Raw genomic sequence first — 20,819 nt, 5'->3', positions numbered from 1 at the left:
CGGCCCCGCCCCCGCCGCTCGGGACGGGACTCCCGCCCGAGGGGGACCGCCCTCCTCCTCACCGGCGAGGATTCGGGCGCGCACCCCTGATTCCTCCCTGAGGATTGCCGCATTCCGCGCCGCACCCCACGGGTTTCGGGGAGCATGGGACACGTCACTCCGCCCCCGATTCGAACGGACGGTACCCCGCGATGGCCGGACTGCCCGACGACTTCACCGGACACGACCCGGCCGGGCGCGGCCCGGGGGCGGCGGGTGGCGCCCGGGCGATCCGCTGCCCCGCCTGCCGGCGGGAGCACCTCTACGAGCCGCCCTCGCTGCCGTGCCCGTGCGGCGCCTCGCTGAAGGTGCCGCTGCTGCGCGGCGGGGTGCCGGTCCAGGTCCGGTTCCGGTCCTGGGAGGACTCCTGGCTGAGCATGCGCTGCCCGCACTGCGGGCGCTCCGACCAGTGGCCGCAGCCCGAGTTCACCTGCAACTGCGGCGCCACCGTGCGGCTCCCGGTGGACCGGACCACCCGGCTGGGCGGCGGGGCGGCGGCCGGCCCGCTGGGCGCCACCGCCGGGCCGCGGGCCTCCCACCCGCACCCGGCCCGGCCCGCGCACTCCCTGGACGCGCCGCCCGCCGCCGCGCCCCCGGCCACCGGGTCCGGCGGCCAGACCGCGCAGTGGAGGCGCCGGGCGCCGTTCCGCCCGCACCCGGTGCGGACCTCGCAGGACGCGGTGTTCACCGCCGCCCGCTACCTGGAGTGGCTGGGCTTCGACGACCTGGAGCTGACGGAGGCCCAGGAACGCGACGGGGTGACGCTGCTGGGCAGCCGGATGGTCGCGCAGGTGGACACCTGGACCGAGCCGGCGGACGTGAAGTCGGTCGAGTGCCTGTGGCTGCAGACCCTGCACGCGGAGGAGATGGCCGCCGCGATGTTCACTCTTGCGGGCTATTCGCACCAGGCCACGGTGCGCGGCGAACAGCTGCTGGTGGCCCTGTTCAGCCTGGATCTGGCGGGTGTGCCGCAGCCCGCGAACGGCGCCGCCGAGGCCCTGATGGAGACCGGCTGGACGTCCTGAGGCCTCGTTCGGGCCCCGACCGACCGGCCGCTGATCGTTTAGACGAAAAGCCGGCCGCGCGCAACAACCTCCGCTCGTGATCTGGTGCACAAGCTCGCCCCCGTGTTGAATTGCCGCCACAACGCGGGCCTGTGGTGTGTCGTGCCACGGACGGGGAGGGCCCGCGTCCTGCTGGATGGCGCACACAAGGAGGTGGCGTTGTCGGAGCACGGATGGGGCCCGAACGGTCAGGACGCACCGGGGCGGACGGCGCCCCCGGAGCCGGGGGACACCGTATGGCGGCTGCGGTCCCGGGCGTGCTGGCGGGAGGCCGCCGACCTGCTGCGGCCGGCCGCCGAACGCGACCCGGCGGCGGCTCTGATCAGGGCCGAACTCCTGATCGAGCAGTGCCTGTTCACCGCCACCCACTGGAACCAGGCGGAGCAGGCGCTGAGACTCGCCGAGGCCACCGTGACCACCACCGAGCAGCGCGCGGCGGCGGCCTGCGCCCGGGGCTTCCTGGCGTACGTGGCCAGCGTGCTGGGCGCGCGCGACCGTCTGGACGAGGCGCAGGCCGCGCTCGGCCGCACCTCGGCACTGCTGCCGCCGGACGCGCCGGGCCGGCCGCTGCTGGACTTCCGCCGGGGGCTGGTGGCGGAGAACCTGCTCCGCGACCCGACGGCGGCCTGGATCGCCTACCGCCGGGCCCACGAGGGGGCGGGCGAGCGCGGCGACGAACTGCTGCGCTCGTCGACCTGGCGGCACCTGGCCGCGCTGGCGCTGGCCGCCGGGGACCACGAGCGGGCCCGGGAGGGCTTCGACGCCTCGCTGCGGCTGCGCGAGCAGCTGGGCTTCACGGTCGGGGTGGCCCCGGCGCTGGCCGCGCTGGCCGAGGTGTCGGAACCGGAGGAGGCCACCCGCCTGCGGGCGGAGGCGACCCGACTGGTGCAGGCGCTCGGGGGCGTGCCGGTCTGGCTCGCACGCCAGCTCGGCGCGGGGCGCGCGCCGGGCGCTCCCCCGGACGGACGCATCGGGAGGCAGGCCGGGGGCCCGATCAGCTAAGGTGACCCTAACCTGGCCGGGTCGAGCAGTGCCCCGGCCAGGTTCGCCTTGCCGTTCCCGGGCTCCGCCAAGCCCCGGCCGGCCGGGTCCGGACGTACGGCGCGACGGCGCCACGGCGTGCCCCGCCACACCGGGCGCGCCGGCGGCGGACGGGCCCCGGCCCGGGCACGGACCGGGCGGTCCGGCGTGGCCCGGTCGACCCGATGGGGCCCACCATGAGCGCGCACAGCACCCGGTCCACCCCCGTGGCGACGGCCGTCGGCCGACCCGGCCCCGGACCTCGCCCCGGCCCCACCGGCCCGGCGACCACCCGCGGCACCGGCGGCCCCACCGCCGCCGTCCGCAGCACCACTGCCACCGGGATCCGCGGCACCGTCACCGCCGCCGGGCCGGCCGCGTACCGCCGGCTCGGCGAGGTGCTCCCCGCCCTCCGGGTGCGCTGCGCCCCGCCCCGCAGCGGCCGGGGCTGGCTCGCGGGGGCCGACCTGGTGGCCCGGCCGGCCGCGCTGCGCGAGCTGATCTCGTACGACGCCCGGCAGGCCCTGGCCCGCTACGGGCAGCCGCTGCGCCCCGACGTGGCGGCGGGCATCGGGCTGCACCGGTTCGTCTGGCCGGTCGCGCTGCTGTTCACCCTGCCGTGGTTCCTGGAGCGCCGGGTGCCGCTGCTCGTGCCCGGCGACATCGCGGTCCGCCGCCGCACCGGTGAACTGACGGTCCGCCCGGGCGCCTTCCTCTGCCTGCCGGACGATCCGGCGGCACCGGGCGCGGCCGTCCCCCCGGCCGTTCCCCCGGCGGCCCCGCGCGCGGCCGTCCCCCCGGGAACGCCGTCGCCCCCGCTCCCGCCCGGCGCCCGCACCGTGACCGACGAGGCGGCCCTCGCCGCCGGGCTCCGCTCGGCGCTGGCGGACTTCCTCACCCCGGTGCTGGACGCGTTCCGCCCCGAGGTGCGACGCGGCCCGCGCACCCTGTGGGCGATGTCCACCGACGCCGTGGTCGAGGGCCTCTGGTACGCCGGGGGCCTGCTCGGCGAGGAGGAGCGCGCCCGGACGGAGCTCGCCGCACTGTTCGCGCCCGGCGTGTCCGGGGCGTCCGGGCCGAGGGAGCCGCGGGCCGCCCGCCCGGCGCCGGAGTGCGCGCCCTTCACGCCGGGCGCCGGCTTCACCGACCCCGCGTCCGGCGGCACCGATCGCTCCGACCGGTGCCGGGCCAGCTGCTGCCTCGTCTACACCGCCCGGGTCGAGGCGATGTGCGCCGGCTGCCCCCGCGTCACACGGGGTTGACGGAGGTGAACGGCGGTGCGGGGCCCGGCCGGGCCCCGACCTCGGGAAACACCGGAATTCCCCATTGATATCAATATGACAATGCGACTTATCCCTCGCCAGAAATCCCTCTCGTCAGCGCATTGACAGCGAATCAGCCATTCTCCGGCCGAGCATCCGTCATGATGGTCCCCGCCATCACGGCGCAGGAATTGCGACGCAGGAAAGCGAGGCTGGTCCAGGCGATGAAATTGTCCGACATACCGCTCGGTTGGGCCGTCACCGGCGTTGCCGCGCTGCTGGTCAGCGCGCTCGTGGTGGCCCTGGCCCGGAGCCGGGGATCCGGCGGCACCGGCACCGCGGATTCCTGGGAGCGATCCGAGGAACGGCGCCGCCGCAAGGAGTCCCTGTACGGCGGGGCCTCGTACACCCTGCTGTTCTGCTGCGCGGCCGTCGCCGCCGCACTCTCCTTCCACGGCCTGGTCGGGTTCGGGGTGCAGAACCTCAACCTGTCCGGCGGCTGGGAGTACCTGGTGCCGTTCGGCCTGGACGGGGCGGCAATGTTCTGCTCCGTGCTCGCCGTGCGCGAGGCCAGCCACGGCGACGCCGCACTCGGTTCCCGGCTGCTGGTCTGGCTGTTCGCCGGCGCCTCGGCCTGGTTCAACTGGGTGCACGCCCCACGCGGTTTCGGCCACGCGGGCGCGCCGCAGTTCTTCGCGGGGATGTCCCTCTCGGCCGCCGTGCTGTTCGACCGGGCCCTCAAACAGACCCGCCGGGCCGCGCTGCGCGAACAGGGCCTGGTCCCCCGTCCGCTCCCGCAGATCCGGATCGTCCGCTGGCTGCGGGCCCCGCGGGAGACCTACGCCGCCTGGTCGCTGATGCTGCTGGAGGGCGTGCGGAGCCTGGAGGAGGCGGTCGACGAGGTCCGCGAGGACAAGCGCGAGCACGCCAGGGAGAAGGAGCGCCGCAAGCTCGCGGGGCGCCGGGAGCGGGCCGAGATCAGGGCCATCAACCGCACCCACAGCGTCTGGCGCCCGCGCGGCGGCGGCTCCGGGGCGGCGTCCCGGCAGCTGGAGCCCGGCCCGGAGTCCGCCATAGCGGGCGGCCCCGGCGGCCCCGACCGGCCCGCGGTCGAACCGCCGGCACGGGCCGAGGCCGTGGAGGGCGCGGCGGCGCAGGCGGGCCTGCCGGCCCGGCCCGAACGGCGCACCATCGACCTCACGCCCGACGACGACACCGTGGCGCTGCCCCGGCTGGACTCGCTGGAGCGCAAGCTGAAGGACCTGGAGCAGCAGTTCGGGTGAGGCCGGAGCCGGGGCCGGAGCCGTCGCAGGCCCCCGGGCACCACTGCCCGGGGGCCGCTCGGCCACCGTCACTCCCCCGCCGTCACTCCCCCGGCGTCACTGCGACGCCGTCACTCCGCCGTCGCCACCGTGAGCTCGAACCACATCCGCTTGCCCGACCCCCGGGGCTCCACGCCCCAGCCGTCGGCCAGCGCCTCGACCAGCATCAGCCCGCGCCCGGAGGAGGCCTGCTCCCCCGGTGTGCGGCGGGTCGGCCAGAGGTCCGACTCGTCCTCGACCTCGACCCGCAGCCGGGCCCGGCCGCCGTCCGCGGCCGGCTCCCGGTAGAGCCGGGCGGTGAACATCGCGTCCCGGTCGGTGTGCCGGATCGCGTTAGTGACCAGCTCCGAGGAGAGCAGCTCCGCGGTGTCGATCAGCTCGGCGACACCCCAGCGGCGCAGCGCGTCCCGCAGCTCCGCCCGGACCTCCGCGATCCGCGCCAGATCGGCCTGCCCGATCCGGCGGCGCAGCTGCTGGGCGGCCAGGCCGCCCTCAGGGCCGTCCCAGCGCAGCAGCAGCAGCGCTATGTCGTCCTCGCGCTCACTGGAGTCGGCGGCCTGCGAGGCGATCCGGTCGGCCAGCTCCTCCAGCGGGTCGCGGCCGGTCCGGGAGGCGTCCGCGAGCGGCTCGGCGAGCACCGAGGTGAGTCGCGCGACGCCCTCGTCGAGGTCCATGTCGCGCGCCTCGACCAGGCCGTCGGTACAGAGCAGCACCGTCTCGCCCGGGTCCAGGCTGAACCGGGTGACCCGGTACTCCTCGTCGGGCGCGATGCCGAGCGGCAGCCCGCCGGCCACCGGGACGGTGCTCGCGGTGCCGTCGGCGCGCCGCACCACCGGGTCGAGGTGGCCGGCCCGTACCGCGTACACGACGCCGTAGTCGACGTTCACCTCGGCGTAGGTACAGGTGGCGAAGTGGTCGGTGTCCAGGTCGGCCAGGAAGCGGGAGGCCCGGGCCATCACGGCGGCGGGCGGGTGGCCCTCGGCGGCGTAGGCGCGCAGGGCGATCCGCAGCTGGCCCATGATCCCGGCGGCGTGCACGTCGTGGCCCTGGACGTCGCCGATCACCAGGCCGACGTGGCCGCCGGGCAGCGGCACCACGTCGTACCAGTCGCCGCCGATCTGGAGCCCGGAGCCGGCCGCCAGGTAGCGGACGGCGGTGGTGACCCCGGGTACCGAGGGCACGGTGCGCGGCAGCATGACCCGCTGCAGGCCGGCCGCGAGCTCGTGCTCGGCGTCGTGCAGCCGGGCCCTGGCCAGGGACTGGGCGACCAGGCCGCCGAGGGTGGAGAGCAGGGTGCGCTCGTCGGCGTCCAGCTGGCGGTCGTCGTCGAAGCTGACCACGCAGACGCCGATCGCCCGGCCGCTGGCCACCAGCGGCAGGAACGCCCAGGAGCTGCGGCTGGTGCGGCGGGCCTGCTCCCAGACGTCCGGGTAGCGCTCGCGGTACTCCTCGCGGCTGGCGCAGAACACCGGGGCGCGGCCCCGGAGCGCCTCGGCGGCGGGGTGGCTCGGCGGCAGCACCGAGCGGTCGTAGCCGGCCAGTTCCTCGGGCCGGTAGCCGGAGGCGCCGAGGATCTGCACCCGGCCGGCCTCGAAGGAGGCCAGGACCAGGCCGTCCGGCGGCAGGCCGGGCAGCGGCAGCTCGGTGAAGACCCGGGCCACGTCGCGCACGGTGACCGCCTCCGAGAGGGCCCGGGCGGCCTCCTTGATGAAGCGGGAGCGCTCCTCGCGCAGCAGGGCCATCCGGTCGGCGCGATCGCGTTTGTGCAGCTCGACGGTGGCGTCCCAGACGAAGCCGACCATCCGGGAGGCCCGGCCGAAGGCGTCGGCGAGGACCCGGCCGCGGAAGCGGACGGCGCGGGTGGTGCCGTGCGGGCCGACCGTCCGGTAGTAGGCGCCGCACTGGCCGAGCTCGGCGACGGCGCGCTCGACCCGGCGGCGCACCACGGGGGCGTCCTCGGGGTGGAGCAGGGCCAGGAAGGAGGCGGAGGTGCGGTCGAAGCGGCCCTTCTCGGCGGAGTCCAGGCCGACGATGGTGCAGGCCCGCTGGTCACCCTCGAGGATGTCGCGGCGGATGTCCCAGTCGAAGGAGCCGATGCCGTTGGCCGCCATCGCCGGTTCCAGCCAGTCCGGCGTGGAGTCGCCCGGGGAGAGCGGCAGGCCGCCGGAGAGCATCGGCGCGAGCCGGCCGGCCGCGAGGCCGGGGGCGGTGCGCAGCGCATGCCGCCGGGCCGCCTGCGCGGGGGGCCTGGCCCGACCGGAGCCGGTCGTGGGCGGACCGGACGGGAGGGCCGGCCCCGGTGACTCGGGCTCTGTGGGCATGCTGCTCCTGCCGCTGCCGTGGCGGACCGCGCCGACCGTCCGGACGGGCCGCGTGGCGGTGTGATGGGTGGTGCTCGACGGTCGCGCGCCGACGGGCGGTCATCGGTCGAGACGGTAGGAGTTTCCCGCCGCTTCTCGCTCGTGGGCACACATTCCCACCATCCTGGCCAATGTTCGGCCGAGCGGCAATGGCAACGGGCCGGAAATCTTGGCACTCGCCTTCACTTACGGGCATCGTTCGGTCGCGAACGGTGCTCGTACGGCAAACGGTGGGCCGGGAAGTCGGAGTTCGGCGGCGGGAAGTCAGAGTTCGACGGTGGCCAGTTCGAACCAGGTGACCTTGCCGTCGCCGCGCAGGTGCACGCCCCAGGAGTCGGCGAGCGCCTCGACCAGCATCAGCCCCCGGCCGGAGGTGGCGTACTCCGCGTCCGGGTCGCGGCGGCGGCCGGGGAGTCCGGCCTCGCCGTCCTGGACCTCGATCCGCAGCCGCTGGTCACCGGTGAGCACCGCGTCGAAGACCGCGCCCCGGCCGGTGTGCTGCAGCGCGTTGGTGACCAGCTCGGAGGTGAGCAGCTCGGCCGTGTCGGCCAGCTCGGGCACGCCCCAGTGGCCGAGCGCGGCGCGCAGCCGGTGGCGGACCGCGCCGACCGCGACCAGGTCGGCGGCCTCCAGTGCCAGGTGGAGCCGGCGGTTCAGCGCGCACCCCGGTGCCGGTACGCCCGGCCGGGCGACGTCTGTCGCACCCACGGTGCCCGCGCCACCTGCCGTGCCCGCCGGACCGCCCTGGCCGGTTCCGGTGATCCGGAAGGCGCCCCCCGAACTCGTCCGCTGCCGCGGGAATCGCGACTGACCGTCCATCACCCCTGCCCCCACCCTCGCTCCCGGCCGCCGATCCGGGCCCCCGCCGGTCGGTCGACCCCTTTGGTACTGACCAATCATCGTCATGCCCACCTTTCGGCATTTGGAACAGTGCGCGGGCGATCACCTGGGGTGAAAGGGGCACGAGGCGGTTCGCGTGATCCAGCCGCCCCCGCCGGACAGGTTTGCGATGCGTACGGGCCGCCCCCGGGCCCCGGACGGGCTTCCGGGACCGGCGCGGACCGGCGACCGGACACCGGCGCGGGCCGCCGGCCCGGGGCGACCGGACGCGTCCCGTGTGCCGAACGGCGCGCGAGCGGCAAGGCTGGACAGGGCGGACGGCTCCGGGTTCAATGGCCCGAGGTGTTTGAACGCCGTTCTAAAAGCCCTCACCCTCTCCTGCGACCGCGAGCGAGGAACCGTGCGACTGACCCCCACCGAGCGGGACCGGCTGCTGATCTTCACAGCAGCCGAGCTGGCCCGCGCCCGCCGCGCCCGAGGCGTGCGGCTCAACATCCCCGAGGCGACCGCGCTCATCGCCGACGCCGTCTGCGAGGCCGCCCGCGACGGCCTGCGCCTCGCCGAGGCCGTCGAGGCGGGCCGCTCCGTGCTCACCGCCGCCGACGTGCTGCCCGGCGTGCCGGACGTGGTCACCGTGGTCCAGGTCGAGGCGGTCTTCGACGACGGCACCCGCCTGGCCGTGGTCGACGACCCGTTCCGCGGCGCCGGCTCGCTCGGCGAGGACGCCCCCGGCAGCGCCCTTCCCGGTGACGGCGCCGGCTACGACCCGGTCGAGGAGACCGTCCTCCTCCCCGTCCACAACACCTCCGGCGTCCCGATCTCCGTCACCTCGCACTTCCACTTCTTCGAGGCCAACCCCCGACTGGCCTTCGACCGGGCCGCCGCCTACGGCACCCACCTCGCGGTCCCGGCCGGCTCCTCGGTGCGCTTCGACCCGGGCAGCACCGTCGAGGTCGGGCTGGTCCCGATCGGCGGCGCCCGGGTCGCGATCGGCTTCGCCGGCCTGGTCGACGGCCCGCTCGACGCGCCCGGCGCCAAGGAGTCCGCCCTCGCCAAGGCCCGCGCCACCGGCTACCTGACCGGCTTCGACGACGCGGAGGTGGAGTCATGACGTCCATCACCCCGCACGACTACATCTCAGTCCACGGCCCGCGCGCCGGCGACCGGGTCAGGCTCGGCGACTCCGGGCTGGTCGTCCGGGTCGAGTCGGACTCCCAGCGGCCCGGCGACGAGTTCCTGGCCGGATTCGGCAAGACCGCCCGCGACGGCCTGCACCTCAAGCCCGCCGCCGTCCGCGACACCTGCGACGTGGTGATCAGCAACGTGCTGGTGATCGACGCCGTGCAGGGCGTGCGCAAGACCTCGATCGGCATCCGGGAGGGCCGGATCGCCGCGATCGGCCGGGCCGGCAACCCCGACACCCTGGACGGCGTGGACGTCGTGGTCGGCACCGGCACCACCATCGTCTCCGGCGAGGGCCTGATCGCCACCGCCGGCGCCGTCGACACCCACGTCCACCTGCTCTCGCCGCGGATCATGGAGGCCTCGCTCGCCTCCGGGGTCACCACGGTCATCGGCCAGGAGTTCGGCCCGGTCTGGGGTGTCGGCGTCAACTCGCCCTGGGCGCTGCGGCACGCCTTCAAAGCCTTCGACGCCTGGCCGGTCAACATCGGCTTCCTCGCCCGCGGCTCCTCCTCCGACGAGGCCCCGCTGATCGAGGCCCTCGCCGAGGGCGGCGCGTCCGGCTTCAAGGTGCACGAGGACATGGGCGCGCACACCCGCGCCCTGGACACCGCACTGCGGGTGGCCGAGGAGTACGACGTCCAGGTCGCCCTGCACACCGACGGCCTCAACGAGTGCCTGTCCGTCGAGGACACCCTGCGGGTGCTCGACGGCCGGACGATCCACGCCTTCCACATCGAGGGCTGCGGCGGCGGCCACGTGCCCAACGTGCTGAAGATGGCGGGCGTGCCGAACGTCATCGGCTCCTCCACCAACCCCACCCTGCCCTTCGGCCGGGACGCCCTGGGCGAGCACTTCGGCATGATCGTCTCCGCCCACGACCTCAAGACCGACCTGCCCGGGGACGCCGCGATGGCCCGCGACCGGATCCGGGCCGGCACCATGGGCGCCGAGGACGTGCTGCACGACCTGGGCGTCATCGGCATCACCTCCTCCGACGCCCAGGGCATGGGCCGGGCCGGCGAGACCGTGCGCCGCACCTTCGCCCTGGCCGGGAAGATGAAGGCCGAACGCGGCCCGATGGAGGGCGACGGGCCCGAGGACGACAACCAGCGGGTGCTGCGCTACATCGCCAAGCTCACCGTCAATCCGGCCGTCGCCCACGGCCTCTCCCACGAGATCGGCTCGATCGAGACCGGCAAGCTCGCCGACATCGTGCTCTGGCGCCCCGACCACTTCGGTGCCAAGCCGCAGCTGGTCCTCAAGGCCGGCTTCCCCGCCTACGGCGTGGTCGGCGACCCCAACGCCTCCACCGACCGCTGCGAACCCCTCGTGCTGGGACCGCAGTTCGGCGCCCACGGCGCCACCGCCGCCGACCTCTCGGTCGCCTTCGTGGCCCGGGCGGCGGCCGACGGCGCCTACCTGGACCGCGCCGCCGACGGCCTGCCCACCCGGCGCCGGCGCGTCGGCGTCCGCAACACCCGCGGCATCGGCCCGCGCGACATGGTGCGCAACGCCCGCACCGGGCAGGTCGAGGTCACACCGACCGGCCTGGTCTCGCTGGACGGCGACCCACTGCGCTCCGAACCGGCCGACAGCGTCTCGCTGAGCCGCCTCTACTTCCTCTGACCCGCACCTTCCGCACCGTCACCCACCCGTTCCACCGAAGGACCTCCCGATGACCACCCCCGCCCCCGCCTCGCTCGGCTACCGGATGCCCGCCGAGTGGCACCCGCACGACCGGACCTGGATGGCCTTCCCCACCAGCAACCCGACCTTCGACACCCCGGAGAACCTGCACACCGGCCGCGAGGCCTGGGCCGCGGTCGCCAACACGATCGTCCGGTACGAGCCGGTCACCCTGGTGGTCAACACCGGTGAGACCGAGGAGGCCCGCAAGTACGTCTCCGAGCAGGTCGAGATCGTCGAGCGCCCGCTCGACGACGCCTGGATGCGCGACATCGGCCCGTCCTTCCTGATCGACGGCAACGGCGGGCTGGCCGCCACCGACTGGATCTTCAACGGCTGGGGCGCCCAGGGCTGGGCCCGTTGGGACAAGGACCAGCACATCGCCGAGCACATCACCGAGCTGACCGGCGTCCGCCGCTTCGCCTCCCGGCTGATCAACGAGGGCGGCGGCATCCACGTCGACGGCGAGGGCACCGTGCTCGTCACCGACACCGTCCAGCTCGGCGAGGGCCGCAACTCCGACTGGACCCGCGAGGAGGTCGAGGCCGAGCTGCACGCCTTCCTCGGCACCACCAAGGCGATCTGGCTGCCGCGCGGACTCACCCGCGACTACGACGAGTTCGGCACCCGCGGCCACATCGACATCGTCGCCTCCTTCGTCCGCCCCGGCGTCGTCGTCGCCCACGTCCAGCCCGACCCGGCGCACCCCGACCACGCGGTCTGCCAGGAGCTGGTGGCGATCCTCCGGGCCTCCACCGACGCCCAGGGCCGCCCGCTGGAGGTCGTCGAACTCCCCGCCCCCACCGTCCTGCTGGACGAGGACGGCGAGCCGGTCGACTACTCCTACATCAACCACTACGTCGCCAACGGCGCCGTGGTGCTGTGCGCCTTCGACGACCCCCGCGACCAGGAGGCCGCCGCCATCCTCGCCGAGGCCTACCCGGGCCGCACGGTCGAACTGGTCGACGCCCGCGAGATCTTCGCCAACGGCGGCGGTATTCATTGCATTACTCAGCAGCAGCCGAAGGCCTGACGCCTGTGCAGGTCACCTGCACGGACGAAACGACGGTCTCCTGACTCCCCGGCCGGCGCCCCACCGGGCGCCGGCCGGGGCATCAGCGCGATACGGGCGAGCAGCAGCACACACACGATCACTGCGACCGGGACCACTGCGGCCACCGTCAACCGGGGCGCGCAGGACCCCGAGTTCCTCCTCAAGGGGCGCGCCGAGCATGGCCGGCCTTCCCCTGGTAGTCGCTGCGGGCCAGTTCTCTGCCGATCCAGGACCACGCGCTCGACTCGATGCCCCACCGCAGGACGTGCCCCTTCTCACGAACCGGCTCGCACGTCGCGCTGTCCATCACCACCCACAGCCCAGGGTTCCGTCCGCGTGGCGGTTCCTGCACCGGCTGGTACCGCGCGGCGTGCCTCTGTCTGGCGGTCCGACCGTCGCCGCGACGGACACGGATGACGATCCGGCCGGCCGGAAGGGTGACCGGGAAGTCCAGTGCGCCACCGTCCAGCGCGGCCTCGACGGTCTCGGTGGCCCCGGTGCCGAAGAGCATGCGAACAGCGGCGCGCTGCTGGTCCCCGAACTCCAGGTCCTTCACTGCCTGCCAGACGGCAGTCAGTGCCGCTGCTGGTGGCAGGGCCGTGGGTTCCAAGCACCCATCGACGCTGACGGTCCAGTCCTCATCTGCGGTCAAGGCCATGCGCTCTCCTTGGTGCCGAGGCGGCGGAATCCGAGCCGCGCCATCTCTGACGAGATTCGGGCAATGGGGCGCCAGGCTCGATACCCGGCCGGTAATCTCACGCTGAGATGGATTCACGGAGACTGGAATGCCGCTGTGGTGACCGCGCTCGAACCGATCCGACTTCCTGACTCCGCGTGGCAGAACTCGGAGATCCGCGGCGCCCTGAGCGGCCGCGACATCGCTGCCACCTTCCGATGGGTCCAACACCACAGCGGCGCCAGCCAGGCCCGAATTGCCGCGCAGGTCGGCATGACCCAGAGCCGGGTCAACGAGATCATGAACAGGAGACGGGAAGTCACCCGCCTCGACGTCTTCGAACGAATCGCGGACGGGCTGAACATGCCGGCCGACGCTCGACGGATGCTCGGCCTCGCCCCGCAGCGGGAGAGTCGAACTCCCGGCGCGGCATTCGACCTTGCGGCGTTCCCGGAGATCGTTCGCGTCCACTCCGACCAGGCGTCGGCAGCGGCTGAGATCCAGCGCGCGGCCCGCTCGGCATCGGAACTCGACATCCTCGCCGTCCGGGGTCTCGGACTACTCGCGCTCCGGGACTCCCTGCTCCGCCCGCACCTCGACCGTGACGGTGACGACCCACCCCGCCTTCGGGTCCTCCTCCTCGCCCCGGACTCACCCGCGCTGGCCCGTCGGGCCGCTGAGATCGGCGAGTCGCCCGAGTCCCTGGCCAGCGGTGTACGCCTCGCCGAGGCCCGTCTGCGTGAGCTCGCGGAGCTCGGCCGCGTCGAGGTGTACCGCTACCGCACCCTGCCCGTATGGCGGGTGATCCGTCTCGACAAGACCCTCTACGTCAGCGCGTTCGACACGGATCGGGAAGGCCACGAGTCGCCGACCTATAAGGTGCTGGCCACCCCCTACGGACCGCTGTACCGGGGATGGCGGAGGACGTTCGACGCCATGGTGGACGACGCGGAGCGCGTGATCTGAGAGGGGCAGCAGTGGCGATCGAGGCAGAGCTCAAGGCCGTGGTCCGCGATCCGGAAACACTCCTGCGACTGCTGGAGGACCAGTACGGGGCCGGCCGCGCCGAGGTGTACCGCGACACCTACTACGACGCCCCCGACGGTTCACTGATGGGGGCGGACAGGGAACTGCGGATCCGCACCGTTCACAGCCCGCAGGACACCCGGACCGTCCTGACCTACAAGGGGGCCCGTGTCGATGAGGCATCCGGGTCGAAGCCCGAGGCGGAGACCCGCGTCGAGGATGCCGAGGCCGCGCACGAGATCGTCCGCGCGCTCGGGTTCGTCCCCCGGATCGCCTTCGAGAAGCGCTGCCGCAACTACGACTTCCAGCACGACGGCCGGCGGCTCCTCGCCACCCTGGTTCACGTCCCCGAGATCGACGGCACCTTCATCGAGCTGGAGACCGTCGCGGCCACCGAGGCCGACCTTGGACCAGCTCTCATTGTCGTACGATCCGTCCTTGCCGAGCTCGGCGTCCACGGGGAGGACCTGACGACCGAGCAGTACACCGATGCCGTCGCGGCCTCCCGGCCGGTTCCGCCGCAGTAACCACTCGACGAGGCCGGCCACACGAAGCGCGGCCCACAAGGCAATCACCGGCCCGTCCCTGGCCGGCCGATCCGGGCATCGTGATCGCCGAGTCCGGTGTCCCCGTCCGAATCGGCGGGAGATGCCGGTGACGGGATCGGAGTGGCAAGCCCACGCGCGCCGGCGGGTCCACGGCTCCCCCTGCGGCGACGTCGACCTCACCGACACCCGCCGGATCGAGCACCGCCTCGTCCGCATGCCCCGCGCCTCCCGCTCCGTGGTCCGCCGGGCACGGTCGGTATCGTGAAGCCCTACCGAACCCCGGAGGAGCAGCACCGATGGCCGACGCCCGCCCGCGCCGACCGGCCCGCCCGCGCGAGGAGGTCTTCGCCACCGCCCGCGCCGCGATCGCCGAGCACGGGCTCGCCAAGCTCACCATGGCCGGCCTCGGCAAGAAGCTCCAGATGAGTGCGGGCCACCTGCTCTACTACTTCGGCAGCAAGGACCAGCTGCTGCTGGAGACCCTCCGCTGGAGCGAGGAGCAGCTCGGCGCCCGCCGCCGGGAGATGCTCGCCGACGCCGCCCGCGACGTCCGGGGGCGGCTGGACGAGTACACCGCGCTCTACCTGCCGGAGGGCCCCGGGGACCCGCGCTGGATCCTCTGGGTCGAGGTGTGGGGCCGTTCCCCCGCCAGCGAGGAGCTGCGGCAGGGGCAGCTGGAGATCGAGGGCCCCTGGCAGGCCGACCTGGTCGCCCTGATCGAGGAGGGCACCGCCGCCGGCCGCTTCGGCCCCGGCGACGCCACCGAACGCGCCGTCCAGATCCGCGCCCTGCTGGACGGCCTCGCCGTCCCGATCGCCCTCGGCCTCACCGGTGCCCGCCGGAGCCGGGCGCTCCACCTCGCCGGGTCCGCCTGCGGCACCCTGCTGGCCGCCGCACCCGCCTGAGCGGACCGGGTCCGGCTACTCGGTCCAGATCGCGGCCGCGGTCCGGTCGTCGGTGTAGCCCTTGGCCCGGACCTGGACCTGGCGGAGGAAGTCCACGGTGCCCGGCGGGTGCGGGTGCGCCCAGTGCGAGGCCAGGAAGTGCGCGACCGCGGGCTCGTCCGCGACCGGACGGGACAGTCCCGGGGTGCAGAGCAGCAGGATGTCGCCCGGGGTCGCCGGGACCATCCGGAAGCGGAACGGGCGCGGGCCCGGCACCGGGGACTCCGGCACCGGCGGCTGGCCGTCGGGGTGGTGCAGCAGCCGCGCCGCGTACGCGTCGATCCAGTGGCCGGAGCGCAGCAGGTACAGCCCGCCCGGGCCGACCCCGAACGCCGCCCGGTACCCGGCCTCCGGGTCCAGCGAGGTGAGCAGGCAGTGCAGCGAGGCGGGGGACGGCGGCCCGTCCTCCCCGTCCTCCCGGTGCTCCGCGCCGGCCGGGGTCAGGGCACGGAGCGGGGCGACGGCGCCGAGCGCGAGCCGCTGGAGGCCGTAGCGGAGCCGGTCGCGGGCGCCGTCGCGCAGGTCCGCGGCGAGGCCCTCGCGGCTGCGGCCGACGGCGGCCGCGAGCTGACGGCAGGCCTCGGCACTCGCGGTGGCGACCGCTCCGGCGGCCGGGCCGGAGTCGTCGAACCCGCCGAGCACCGCGAGCAGCAGCCCGTCCGCGCCCTCGCCGAACCGGGTGACCAGCAGCGAGTCCCGCCGGGGCTCGCCCCGGTAGCGGGCGGAGTCGCCGCGCACGGAGGCCGCCCGCAGGGTGGTGGCGCCGTACTGGGCCCCCTCCAGCACGGTGTCGGCGACGATGCCGCCCAGCGCGCCGGGGTCGGCCTCGGGGACGGCGGTCGGCTCGGGGCCGTAGGTGGGCGGGCGTTCGCCGACGTGCGGCACGGCGGGCGCGGAGGCGGCCCGGCCGGGGCGGGGGTCCGGGCGCGGGGCGGGCGGCACGGGTGCGGACGCGGGTGCGGGTGCGGACGCGGGTGCGGGTGCTTCGGGCGCGGGTGCTTCGGGCGCGCGCCCGGAGGCCTCGAACGCGGCGGCTTCGGGCGCAACGACCTCGGGCTCGACGGCTTCAAGCTCCACGGCTTCGGGCTCGACGGCTTCCGGCGCAACGACTTCCGGCGCAACGGCTTCGGGCTCGGCCGGAGCGGCGACCTCGGCCGGCGACTCCAGCGACTCCACCGGTGCCGGCGCCGGCACCGGCTCCCGCTCCGGCTCCGGCGCCGGCGCCGGAGCTGCCACGGCGTCGGACCCCGCCCGGGGCTCGGGCACCCGCGGGGCCGGTTCGACGGCCGTGTCCTCGGCCCCGGGCACCCCGGACAGGGTGGCCGGCCCCGCCTCCGCCCAGGCGGGGGCGGGGAAGCGGCGGGTGTCGTCGGCGCCCGGAGGCTCGTCCGCCGGGCGCTGCGGAGCGATCACGCCGACGGCGGTGTCGAACCAGTCGTCGATGCTGTCCCGTTCCAGCACCTCCTGGTCGGCCCGCGACGACCCGGGCTCCGGTACCGCCCCGGCCTCCCCGGGGTCGCCCTCGCGCTGCTGCCCGATGAGTCCCGCCGCCGTCTCAAACCAGTCGTCGACGCTGCCCTCCCCCGGTCCGGCGTGCGGGGTGTCGGGGAGGGTGCCGGCCGGGCCCGCGTAGACCGTGTCCCACCAGCCGTCGTCCGGCCGGAGCTGCTGCTGCGCGGGTGCGCCCTGTTCGGTCATCTGGCGGCTCCTGATCGCTGCTGCTCGGTGCTGGTTGCTCGCTGCTTCATGCGCCGCCCCCGGGCGGGCCGGGCTCGACGTCATTGTCCCCAAGTGCAACGACGCTGTCCGGGTTTCGGCGACAACCACGCACACATCGGCCGATACCGATCACCGGGTTCGACGCCCGTTTCGCTTCTGTTCCTCCCGCAGTCGACCGAACCGCCCGGACCAGGGCGTTTCCGGGGTATTCAGGCGGCTCCGCGCTCGAAAATGAGAACCGGGGAGGGGGCTCGCTTCACTCGTTCGGCTGATTAAATGTGCGCATGACCGCGTCGGCCCCCAGCACACCCCGGCCGGGGAGGGCCGCTCTCGCGGTCCGCCCGGTGGGCGTGCTGTGGATCCTGCTGCTGGCCGGGCTGCTGACGGCGCTCCCGTGCGCGGCACACGCCAAGGCGGCCACGGCCGAACGGTCCGGCTTCCCGGTGACCGTCCCGGCCGACCCCCCGGTGGGCCCGCCGACCGGACTCGTCGCCGTTCCCCGGGCCGACGCACCCCCGCACCTCCTCGGCACCGCCGCCACCGGTCCGGCCACCACGCCCCAGACCCTCGGCGACCGCCTCCGCGCGGAGAGCCACCGGCACTGGACCTGGTGCTCGGTCGACGGCGACCCGCCGCACCGCAACAACGGCTGCTCCAGCCACCCGTACTGCGCCCAGGACGCCCAGCTCCCCAATCCGCCGCCGCACCCGCAACCCGCCGCGGCACCCCGGCCGGAGACCGCCGAGGTGCTGCCCCGGGTGGTGCCCGCCGGACTGCTGGTCGGGCCGCACCCCGTGCCCGACCTGCACGAACTCCAAGTACACCGGTCCTGAGCGGAACCCGCCGCCGGCCCCGGCCCTCCCCCGCCGCCCGAACGGGCGCCGGGCGGGCGGGACCGACGGATCCGCCCCCTCCCACCACCTCTTCAGACCGCCGTGCCCGATGCGCGGTGGGGACAAGGACACCTCATGGGTTCCGCCTCCAAGCAGTCGAACAAGGCCCAGGGCAACAAGCCGAGCGGGAAGCAGGCGAGCAACGACCGCCGCGCCCGGATCGCCGAGCTGCGCGCCGCCGAGCAGCGCCGCGACCGCCGCAACAAGATCATCGCGGGCTCGGTCGCGGGCGTCCTGGTGATCGCCGCGATAGCCACCGGCACCTGGATCGTGGTCGACGCCAACAAGGACAAGAAGGCCAAGGCCGCCGCTGCCGCCGCCCCGATCGACGGCGTCCAGACCTTCGGCGACCTGAGCCGCAACCACGTCAAGGAGAAGGTCACCTACCCGCAGACCCCGCCGGTCGGCGGTGACCACAACGCGGTCTGGCTGGACTGCATGGGCACCGTCTACGACCAGCCGGTCGAGAACGAGCGCGCCGTCCACTCGCTGGAGCACGGCGCGGTCTGGGTGACCTACAACGGCAAGGCCACCCCCGAGGACATCAAGACCCTCTCGGACAAGGTGAAGGCCACCCCGTACTCGCTGATGAGCCCCTACCCGGACGAGAAGGGCACCATCACCCTGAACGCCTGGTCGACCCAGCTCGTCGTGGACAGCGCGAGCGACCCCCGGGTGAACCAGTTCTTCACCAAGTACGTCCAGGGCAAGCAGACCCAGGAGCCGGGCGCCTCCTGCTCGATGGGGCAGATGTGACCGCCGCCGAGGCGGACGGCCACCGGGCGGACGGCCCCGGGGCGGACGGCCACCCGGCCGACGGCGCGGACGCCGCTCCGGCGCCCTCGCGACGGCGGATCTGGTGGCCGGCCGCGCTGGCCGCCGCGCTCGCCCTCGCGCTCGGGGTGCCCGCCCTGGTCGCGGGCGGCACGTCGGCTTCCGGCACCTCTTCGTTGAGCGTGCCGGCGGACGACTCCCCGGAGGCCGGGTTTGCCCGGGACATGGCGACCCACCACCAGCAGGCGGTGGACCTGTCGTTCATCGTCCGGGACCGGACCACCGACGAGCCCACCCGCACGCTGGCCTTCGACATCATCAACACCCAGGCCAATCAGCGCGGCATGATGATGGGCTGGCTCGACCAGTGGGGGCTGACCCAGCACTCGCCGGCCAAGCCGATGGCCTGGATGGCGATGGGCGGGCACGGGCACGGCGCCGACTACCAGGCGCACGACGGTTCGCTGATGCCCGGCATGGCCACCAACACCCAGCTCGCCAAGCTCCGCTCGCTGAGCGGGCGGGAGGCCGAGGTGTTCTACCTGCAGCTGATGCTGGAGCACCACAAGGGCGGGGTGGAGATGGCCCAGGGTTACGTCGACATGGCGCGCAACGAGTCGGAGAAGCGGCTCGCGCAGTCGATGGTGATCGGCCAGACCTCGGAGATCGGCCTGATCACCGACATGCTCAAGGACCGCGGCGCCGTCCCGGGCGTGCCCGCCTCCTGAGCCACCCTGCACGACCGAACGACCCGCACGACCTGCACGCTCTGCGTGCTCTGCACGACCTGCACCACGGCACAGCACGGCCGGGGCGGTGGACGGGACTCCCGTCCACCGCCCCGGCCGTTGCCGTGTCGTACCCGCTCCTCGCTTCCCGCTTCCCGCTTCCCGCTCAGCGCCGCCGCACCGGCCGGGCGAGCACGACCGCGAGTCCCGCGACGACGGCGAGCGCCAGCAGGACCGACCGGCCGCCCAGCGCCGGGCCGGCCAGATGGACGCCGAGCACCGGCAGCGCGGTGCCGAGCGCCGTGCCGAGGCTGCGGGCCATGTTCACCATGCCGCCGCCGACCGCCGAGCACTCCGCCGGGATCGCCCGCATCACCAGCGCGTTGTTGGCCGGCAGCAGCAGTCCGAGACCGCCGCCGAGCACCAGCAGCGGGCCCGCCAACAACACCGCGGGCGCGGCCAGGGCGGGCAGCAGCGCGCAGCCGAGCAGTCCGGCCCCGGCGAGGGCCGCGCCGAAGCGGCAGCGGGCGACATCGGACCAGCCGCGCGGCAGCAGCCCGCCGCCGACCGTCGCGGCCACCGCGAACGCGGCCGGGAGCACGGTGATCACCAGGCCGGAGCGCGCGGTCGGGAGCCCCGCCTCGGCGAGCAGCACCGGGCCGAGGACGAGCGGGCAGAACAGCAGCAGGTAGCCGATCAGCGCGACCGCGAGGCCGGGGCGGACACCGGGGGTGTTGACCAGACCGGGCGCGAGGATCGGCCGGGCGGCCCGGCGCTCCTGGTGGACCAGGGCGAGCGCGCACAGGACGGCGGCGGCCAGCAGGGCGGCCACCGCCCAGGCGGGCAGCGGCAGGCCGGAGGCGGCGGAGAGAGCGAGCAGCAGCGCGGTGGTGGAGCCGCCGAGCAGCAGCAGGCCGGCCAGGTCGAAGCGCCCGCGGTCCGGCTCGGACCCGCCACCGGGCCCGAGGAAGGTTCCGCCGACCGGCCCGACGGCAGGCCCGGCGACGGGACGCGGACGCGGGAGTGCCGGTGCGGTCTCGACCCTGGTCCGGGGCAGCAGGAACCACCCGGCCACGATGCCCACCAGGGCGACCGGCACATTGATCCAGAACACCCAGCGCCAGGAGGCGTGCGCCACCAGCAGCCCGCCGAGGCTGGGACCCAGCGCCAGGCCGAGGCCCTGCGCGGCGGCCTGCACCCCGAGCGCCCGGCGCATCGCGTGGCCGGGGACGCCGCGGGCGACCAGGGCGACGCTGTTGGCCTGCATCATCGCGCCGCCGACGGCCTGGACCGCCCGGCAGGCGACCAGGGTGCCGAGACCGCCGGCGAACCCCGCCCCCAGCGAGGCCAGGCCGAAGACGGCGAAGCCGCCCAGGTACACGGTCTTGCGGCCGACCAGGTCGGAGAGCCGGCCGACCGGCGCCAGCAGCGCGACCAGGACCAGCAGATACGCGAGGGCGACCCATTCGACGGCCGCGAACCCGGCGTCGAACCGGCGCTGGAGTGCCGGGTAGACGAGCGCGGTGACGCTGGCCGTCAGCTGGCCGAGGAACGCCCCCAGGCAGACGGTCCCGACGGCGAGCCAGTGGGCGTACCGGCGGTCGGCTATGCCGCGCGGCCTGGGGCGCTCGGCGAGCAGCCGGGCGGTGAGCGTTGACGCGGCGTTCATACGAGGAAAT

18 protein-coding genes are annotated in these 20,819 nt (G+C 74.8%); 13 read left to right on the top strand and 5 right to left on the bottom strand.

Annotated elements, in window-relative coordinates; genetic code table 11:
* The first annotated feature begins 191 nt into the window (after positions 1-191).
* The 4 genes from BLU95_RS28795 to BLU95_RS28780 all read left to right on the top strand — a co-directional run bounded on the left by BLU95_RS28795 (position 192) and on the right by BLU95_RS28780 (position 4,668).
* On the top strand, positions 192-1,064 hold the full coding sequence (locus BLU95_RS28795) for a hypothetical protein (RefSeq protein WP_231977835.1): 873 nt from the start codon (positions 192-194) through the stop codon (positions 1,062-1,064).
* A gap of 198 nt (positions 1,065-1,262) precedes the next feature.
* Positions 1,263-2,105, top strand: a complete 843-nt coding sequence (locus BLU95_RS28790) for a hypothetical protein (RefSeq protein ID WP_400742378.1) — start codon at positions 1,263-1,265, stop codon at positions 2,103-2,105.
* Between the two features lie 215 nt (positions 2,106-2,320).
* Positions 2,321-3,385 (top strand): (2Fe-2S)-binding protein, encoded by a 1,065-nt coding sequence (locus BLU95_RS28785; protein ID WP_231977834.1) that lies wholly within the window; start codon positions 2,321-2,323, stop codon positions 3,383-3,385.
* Between the two features lie 224 nt (positions 3,386-3,609).
* Positions 3,610-4,668 (top strand): DUF2637 domain-containing protein, encoded by a 1,059-nt coding sequence (locus BLU95_RS28780; RefSeq protein ID WP_093862532.1) that lies wholly within the window; start codon positions 3,610-3,612, stop codon positions 4,666-4,668.
* Positions 4,669-4,778: 110 nt separating this feature from the next.
* Here BLU95_RS28780 and BLU95_RS28775 read toward each other — a convergent pair whose 3' ends face one another.
* The gene (locus BLU95_RS28775) at positions 4,779-7,028 is read right to left on the bottom strand and encodes an ATP-binding SpoIIE family protein phosphatase (RefSeq protein ID WP_093862531.1); all 2,250 of its coding nucleotides are present in this window, start codon (positions 7,026-7,028) and stop codon (positions 4,779-4,781) included.
* Between the two features lie 303 nt (positions 7,029-7,331).
* The gene (locus BLU95_RS28770) at positions 7,332-7,775 is read right to left on the bottom strand and encodes an ATP-binding protein (protein WP_231977833.1); all 444 of its coding nucleotides are present in this window, start codon (positions 7,773-7,775) and stop codon (positions 7,332-7,334) included.
* A 532-nt stretch (positions 7,776-8,307) separates the two neighbouring features.
* Here BLU95_RS28770 and ureA point away from each other — a divergent pair.
* Genes ureA through BLU95_RS28755 form a run of 3 tightly spaced genes read left to right on the top strand, consistent with a single transcriptional unit; the run spans position 8,308 to position 11,811 of the window.
* Positions 8,308-9,018 carry an urease subunit gamma gene (gene ureA, locus BLU95_RS28765; RefSeq protein ID WP_093862529.1) on the top strand — a complete coding sequence of 237 codons (711 nt, stop codon included), beginning with the start codon at positions 8,308-8,310 and terminating at the stop codon, positions 9,016-9,018.
* Positions 9,015-10,718, top strand: a complete 1,704-nt coding sequence (locus BLU95_RS28760) for an urease subunit alpha (RefSeq protein ID WP_093862528.1) — start codon at positions 9,015-9,017, stop codon at positions 10,716-10,718. The genes ureA and BLU95_RS28760 overlap by 4 nt, the downstream gene beginning before the upstream one ends.
* Positions 10,719-10,767: 49 nt before the next feature.
* Positions 10,768-11,811 (top strand): agmatine deiminase family protein, encoded by a 1,044-nt coding sequence (locus tag BLU95_RS28755; RefSeq protein ID WP_093862527.1) that lies wholly within the window; start codon positions 10,768-10,770, stop codon positions 11,809-11,811.
* Between the two features lie 181 nt (positions 11,812-11,992).
* On the opposite strand, the gene BLU95_RS28750 is transcribed toward BLU95_RS28755, so the two are convergent.
* Positions 11,993-12,490 carry a hypothetical protein gene (locus BLU95_RS28750; protein WP_093862526.1) on the bottom strand — a complete coding sequence of 166 codons (498 nt, stop codon included), beginning with the start codon at positions 12,488-12,490 and terminating at the stop codon, positions 11,993-11,995.
* Between the two features lie 135 nt (positions 12,491-12,625).
* Between BLU95_RS28750 and BLU95_RS28745 the strand changes: the two genes are divergently transcribed.
* The 3 genes from BLU95_RS28745 (at position 12,626) to BLU95_RS28735 (ending at position 14,987) form a co-directional block, all read left to right on the top strand.
* A complete protein-coding gene (locus BLU95_RS28745; protein ID WP_093862525.1) occupies positions 12,626-13,474 on the top strand; it encodes a helix-turn-helix domain-containing protein in 849 nt (282 codons plus the stop codon).
* Positions 13,475-13,485: 11 nt separating this feature from the next.
* Positions 13,486-14,061 (top strand): class IV adenylate cyclase, encoded by a 576-nt coding sequence (cyaB, locus tag BLU95_RS28740; RefSeq protein WP_093862524.1) that lies wholly within the window; start codon positions 13,486-13,488, stop codon positions 14,059-14,061.
* A 317-nt stretch (positions 14,062-14,378) separates the two neighbouring features.
* Entirely contained in the window at positions 14,379-14,987 is a 609-nt protein-coding gene (locus BLU95_RS28735; RefSeq protein WP_093862523.1) for a TetR/AcrR family transcriptional regulator, read from the top strand.
* Between the two features lie 15 nt (positions 14,988-15,002).
* On the opposite strand, the gene BLU95_RS43415 is transcribed toward BLU95_RS28735, so the two are convergent.
* Positions 15,003-16,724 carry a PP2C family serine/threonine-protein phosphatase gene (locus BLU95_RS43415; RefSeq protein WP_093862522.1) on the bottom strand — a complete coding sequence of 574 codons (1,722 nt, stop codon included), beginning with the start codon at positions 16,722-16,724 and terminating at the stop codon, positions 15,003-15,005.
* A 305-nt stretch (positions 16,725-17,029) separates the two neighbouring features.
* Between BLU95_RS43415 and BLU95_RS28725 the strand changes: the two genes are divergently transcribed.
* The 3 genes from BLU95_RS28725 (at position 17,030) to BLU95_RS28715 (ending at position 19,140) form a co-directional block, all read left to right on the top strand.
* Positions 17,030-17,578: a hypothetical protein gene (locus tag BLU95_RS28725; RefSeq protein ID WP_159425027.1), complete on the top strand. Its 549-nt coding sequence runs from the start codon at positions 17,030-17,032 to the stop codon at positions 17,576-17,578.
* Positions 17,579-17,713: 135 nt separating this feature from the next.
* Positions 17,714-18,394 carry a thioredoxin-like domain-containing protein gene (locus tag BLU95_RS28720; RefSeq protein ID WP_093862520.1) on the top strand — a complete coding sequence of 227 codons (681 nt, stop codon included), beginning with the start codon at positions 17,714-17,716 and terminating at the stop codon, positions 18,392-18,394.
* Positions 18,391-19,140 (top strand): DUF305 domain-containing protein, encoded by a 750-nt coding sequence (locus tag BLU95_RS28715; RefSeq protein ID WP_173862148.1) that lies wholly within the window; start codon positions 18,391-18,393, stop codon positions 19,138-19,140. The genes BLU95_RS28720 and BLU95_RS28715 overlap by 4 nt, the downstream gene beginning before the upstream one ends.
* Positions 19,141-19,306: 166 nt before the next feature.
* On the opposite strand, the gene BLU95_RS28710 is transcribed toward BLU95_RS28715, so the two are convergent.
* Entirely contained in the window at positions 19,307-20,809 is a 1,503-nt protein-coding gene (locus BLU95_RS28710; protein ID WP_093862519.1) for an MFS transporter, read from the bottom strand.
* Positions 20,810-20,819 lie beyond the last annotated feature (10 nt).

Origin of the sequence: Streptomyces sp. TLI_053 (assembly GCF_900105395.1) — a bacterium.
Taxonomy (GTDB): domain Bacteria; phylum Actinomycetota; class Actinomycetes; order Streptomycetales; family Streptomycetaceae; genus Kitasatospora.
Note: the sequence above shows the minus strand (reverse complement) of the source record. Positions and strands in the feature narration are given on the sequence as shown.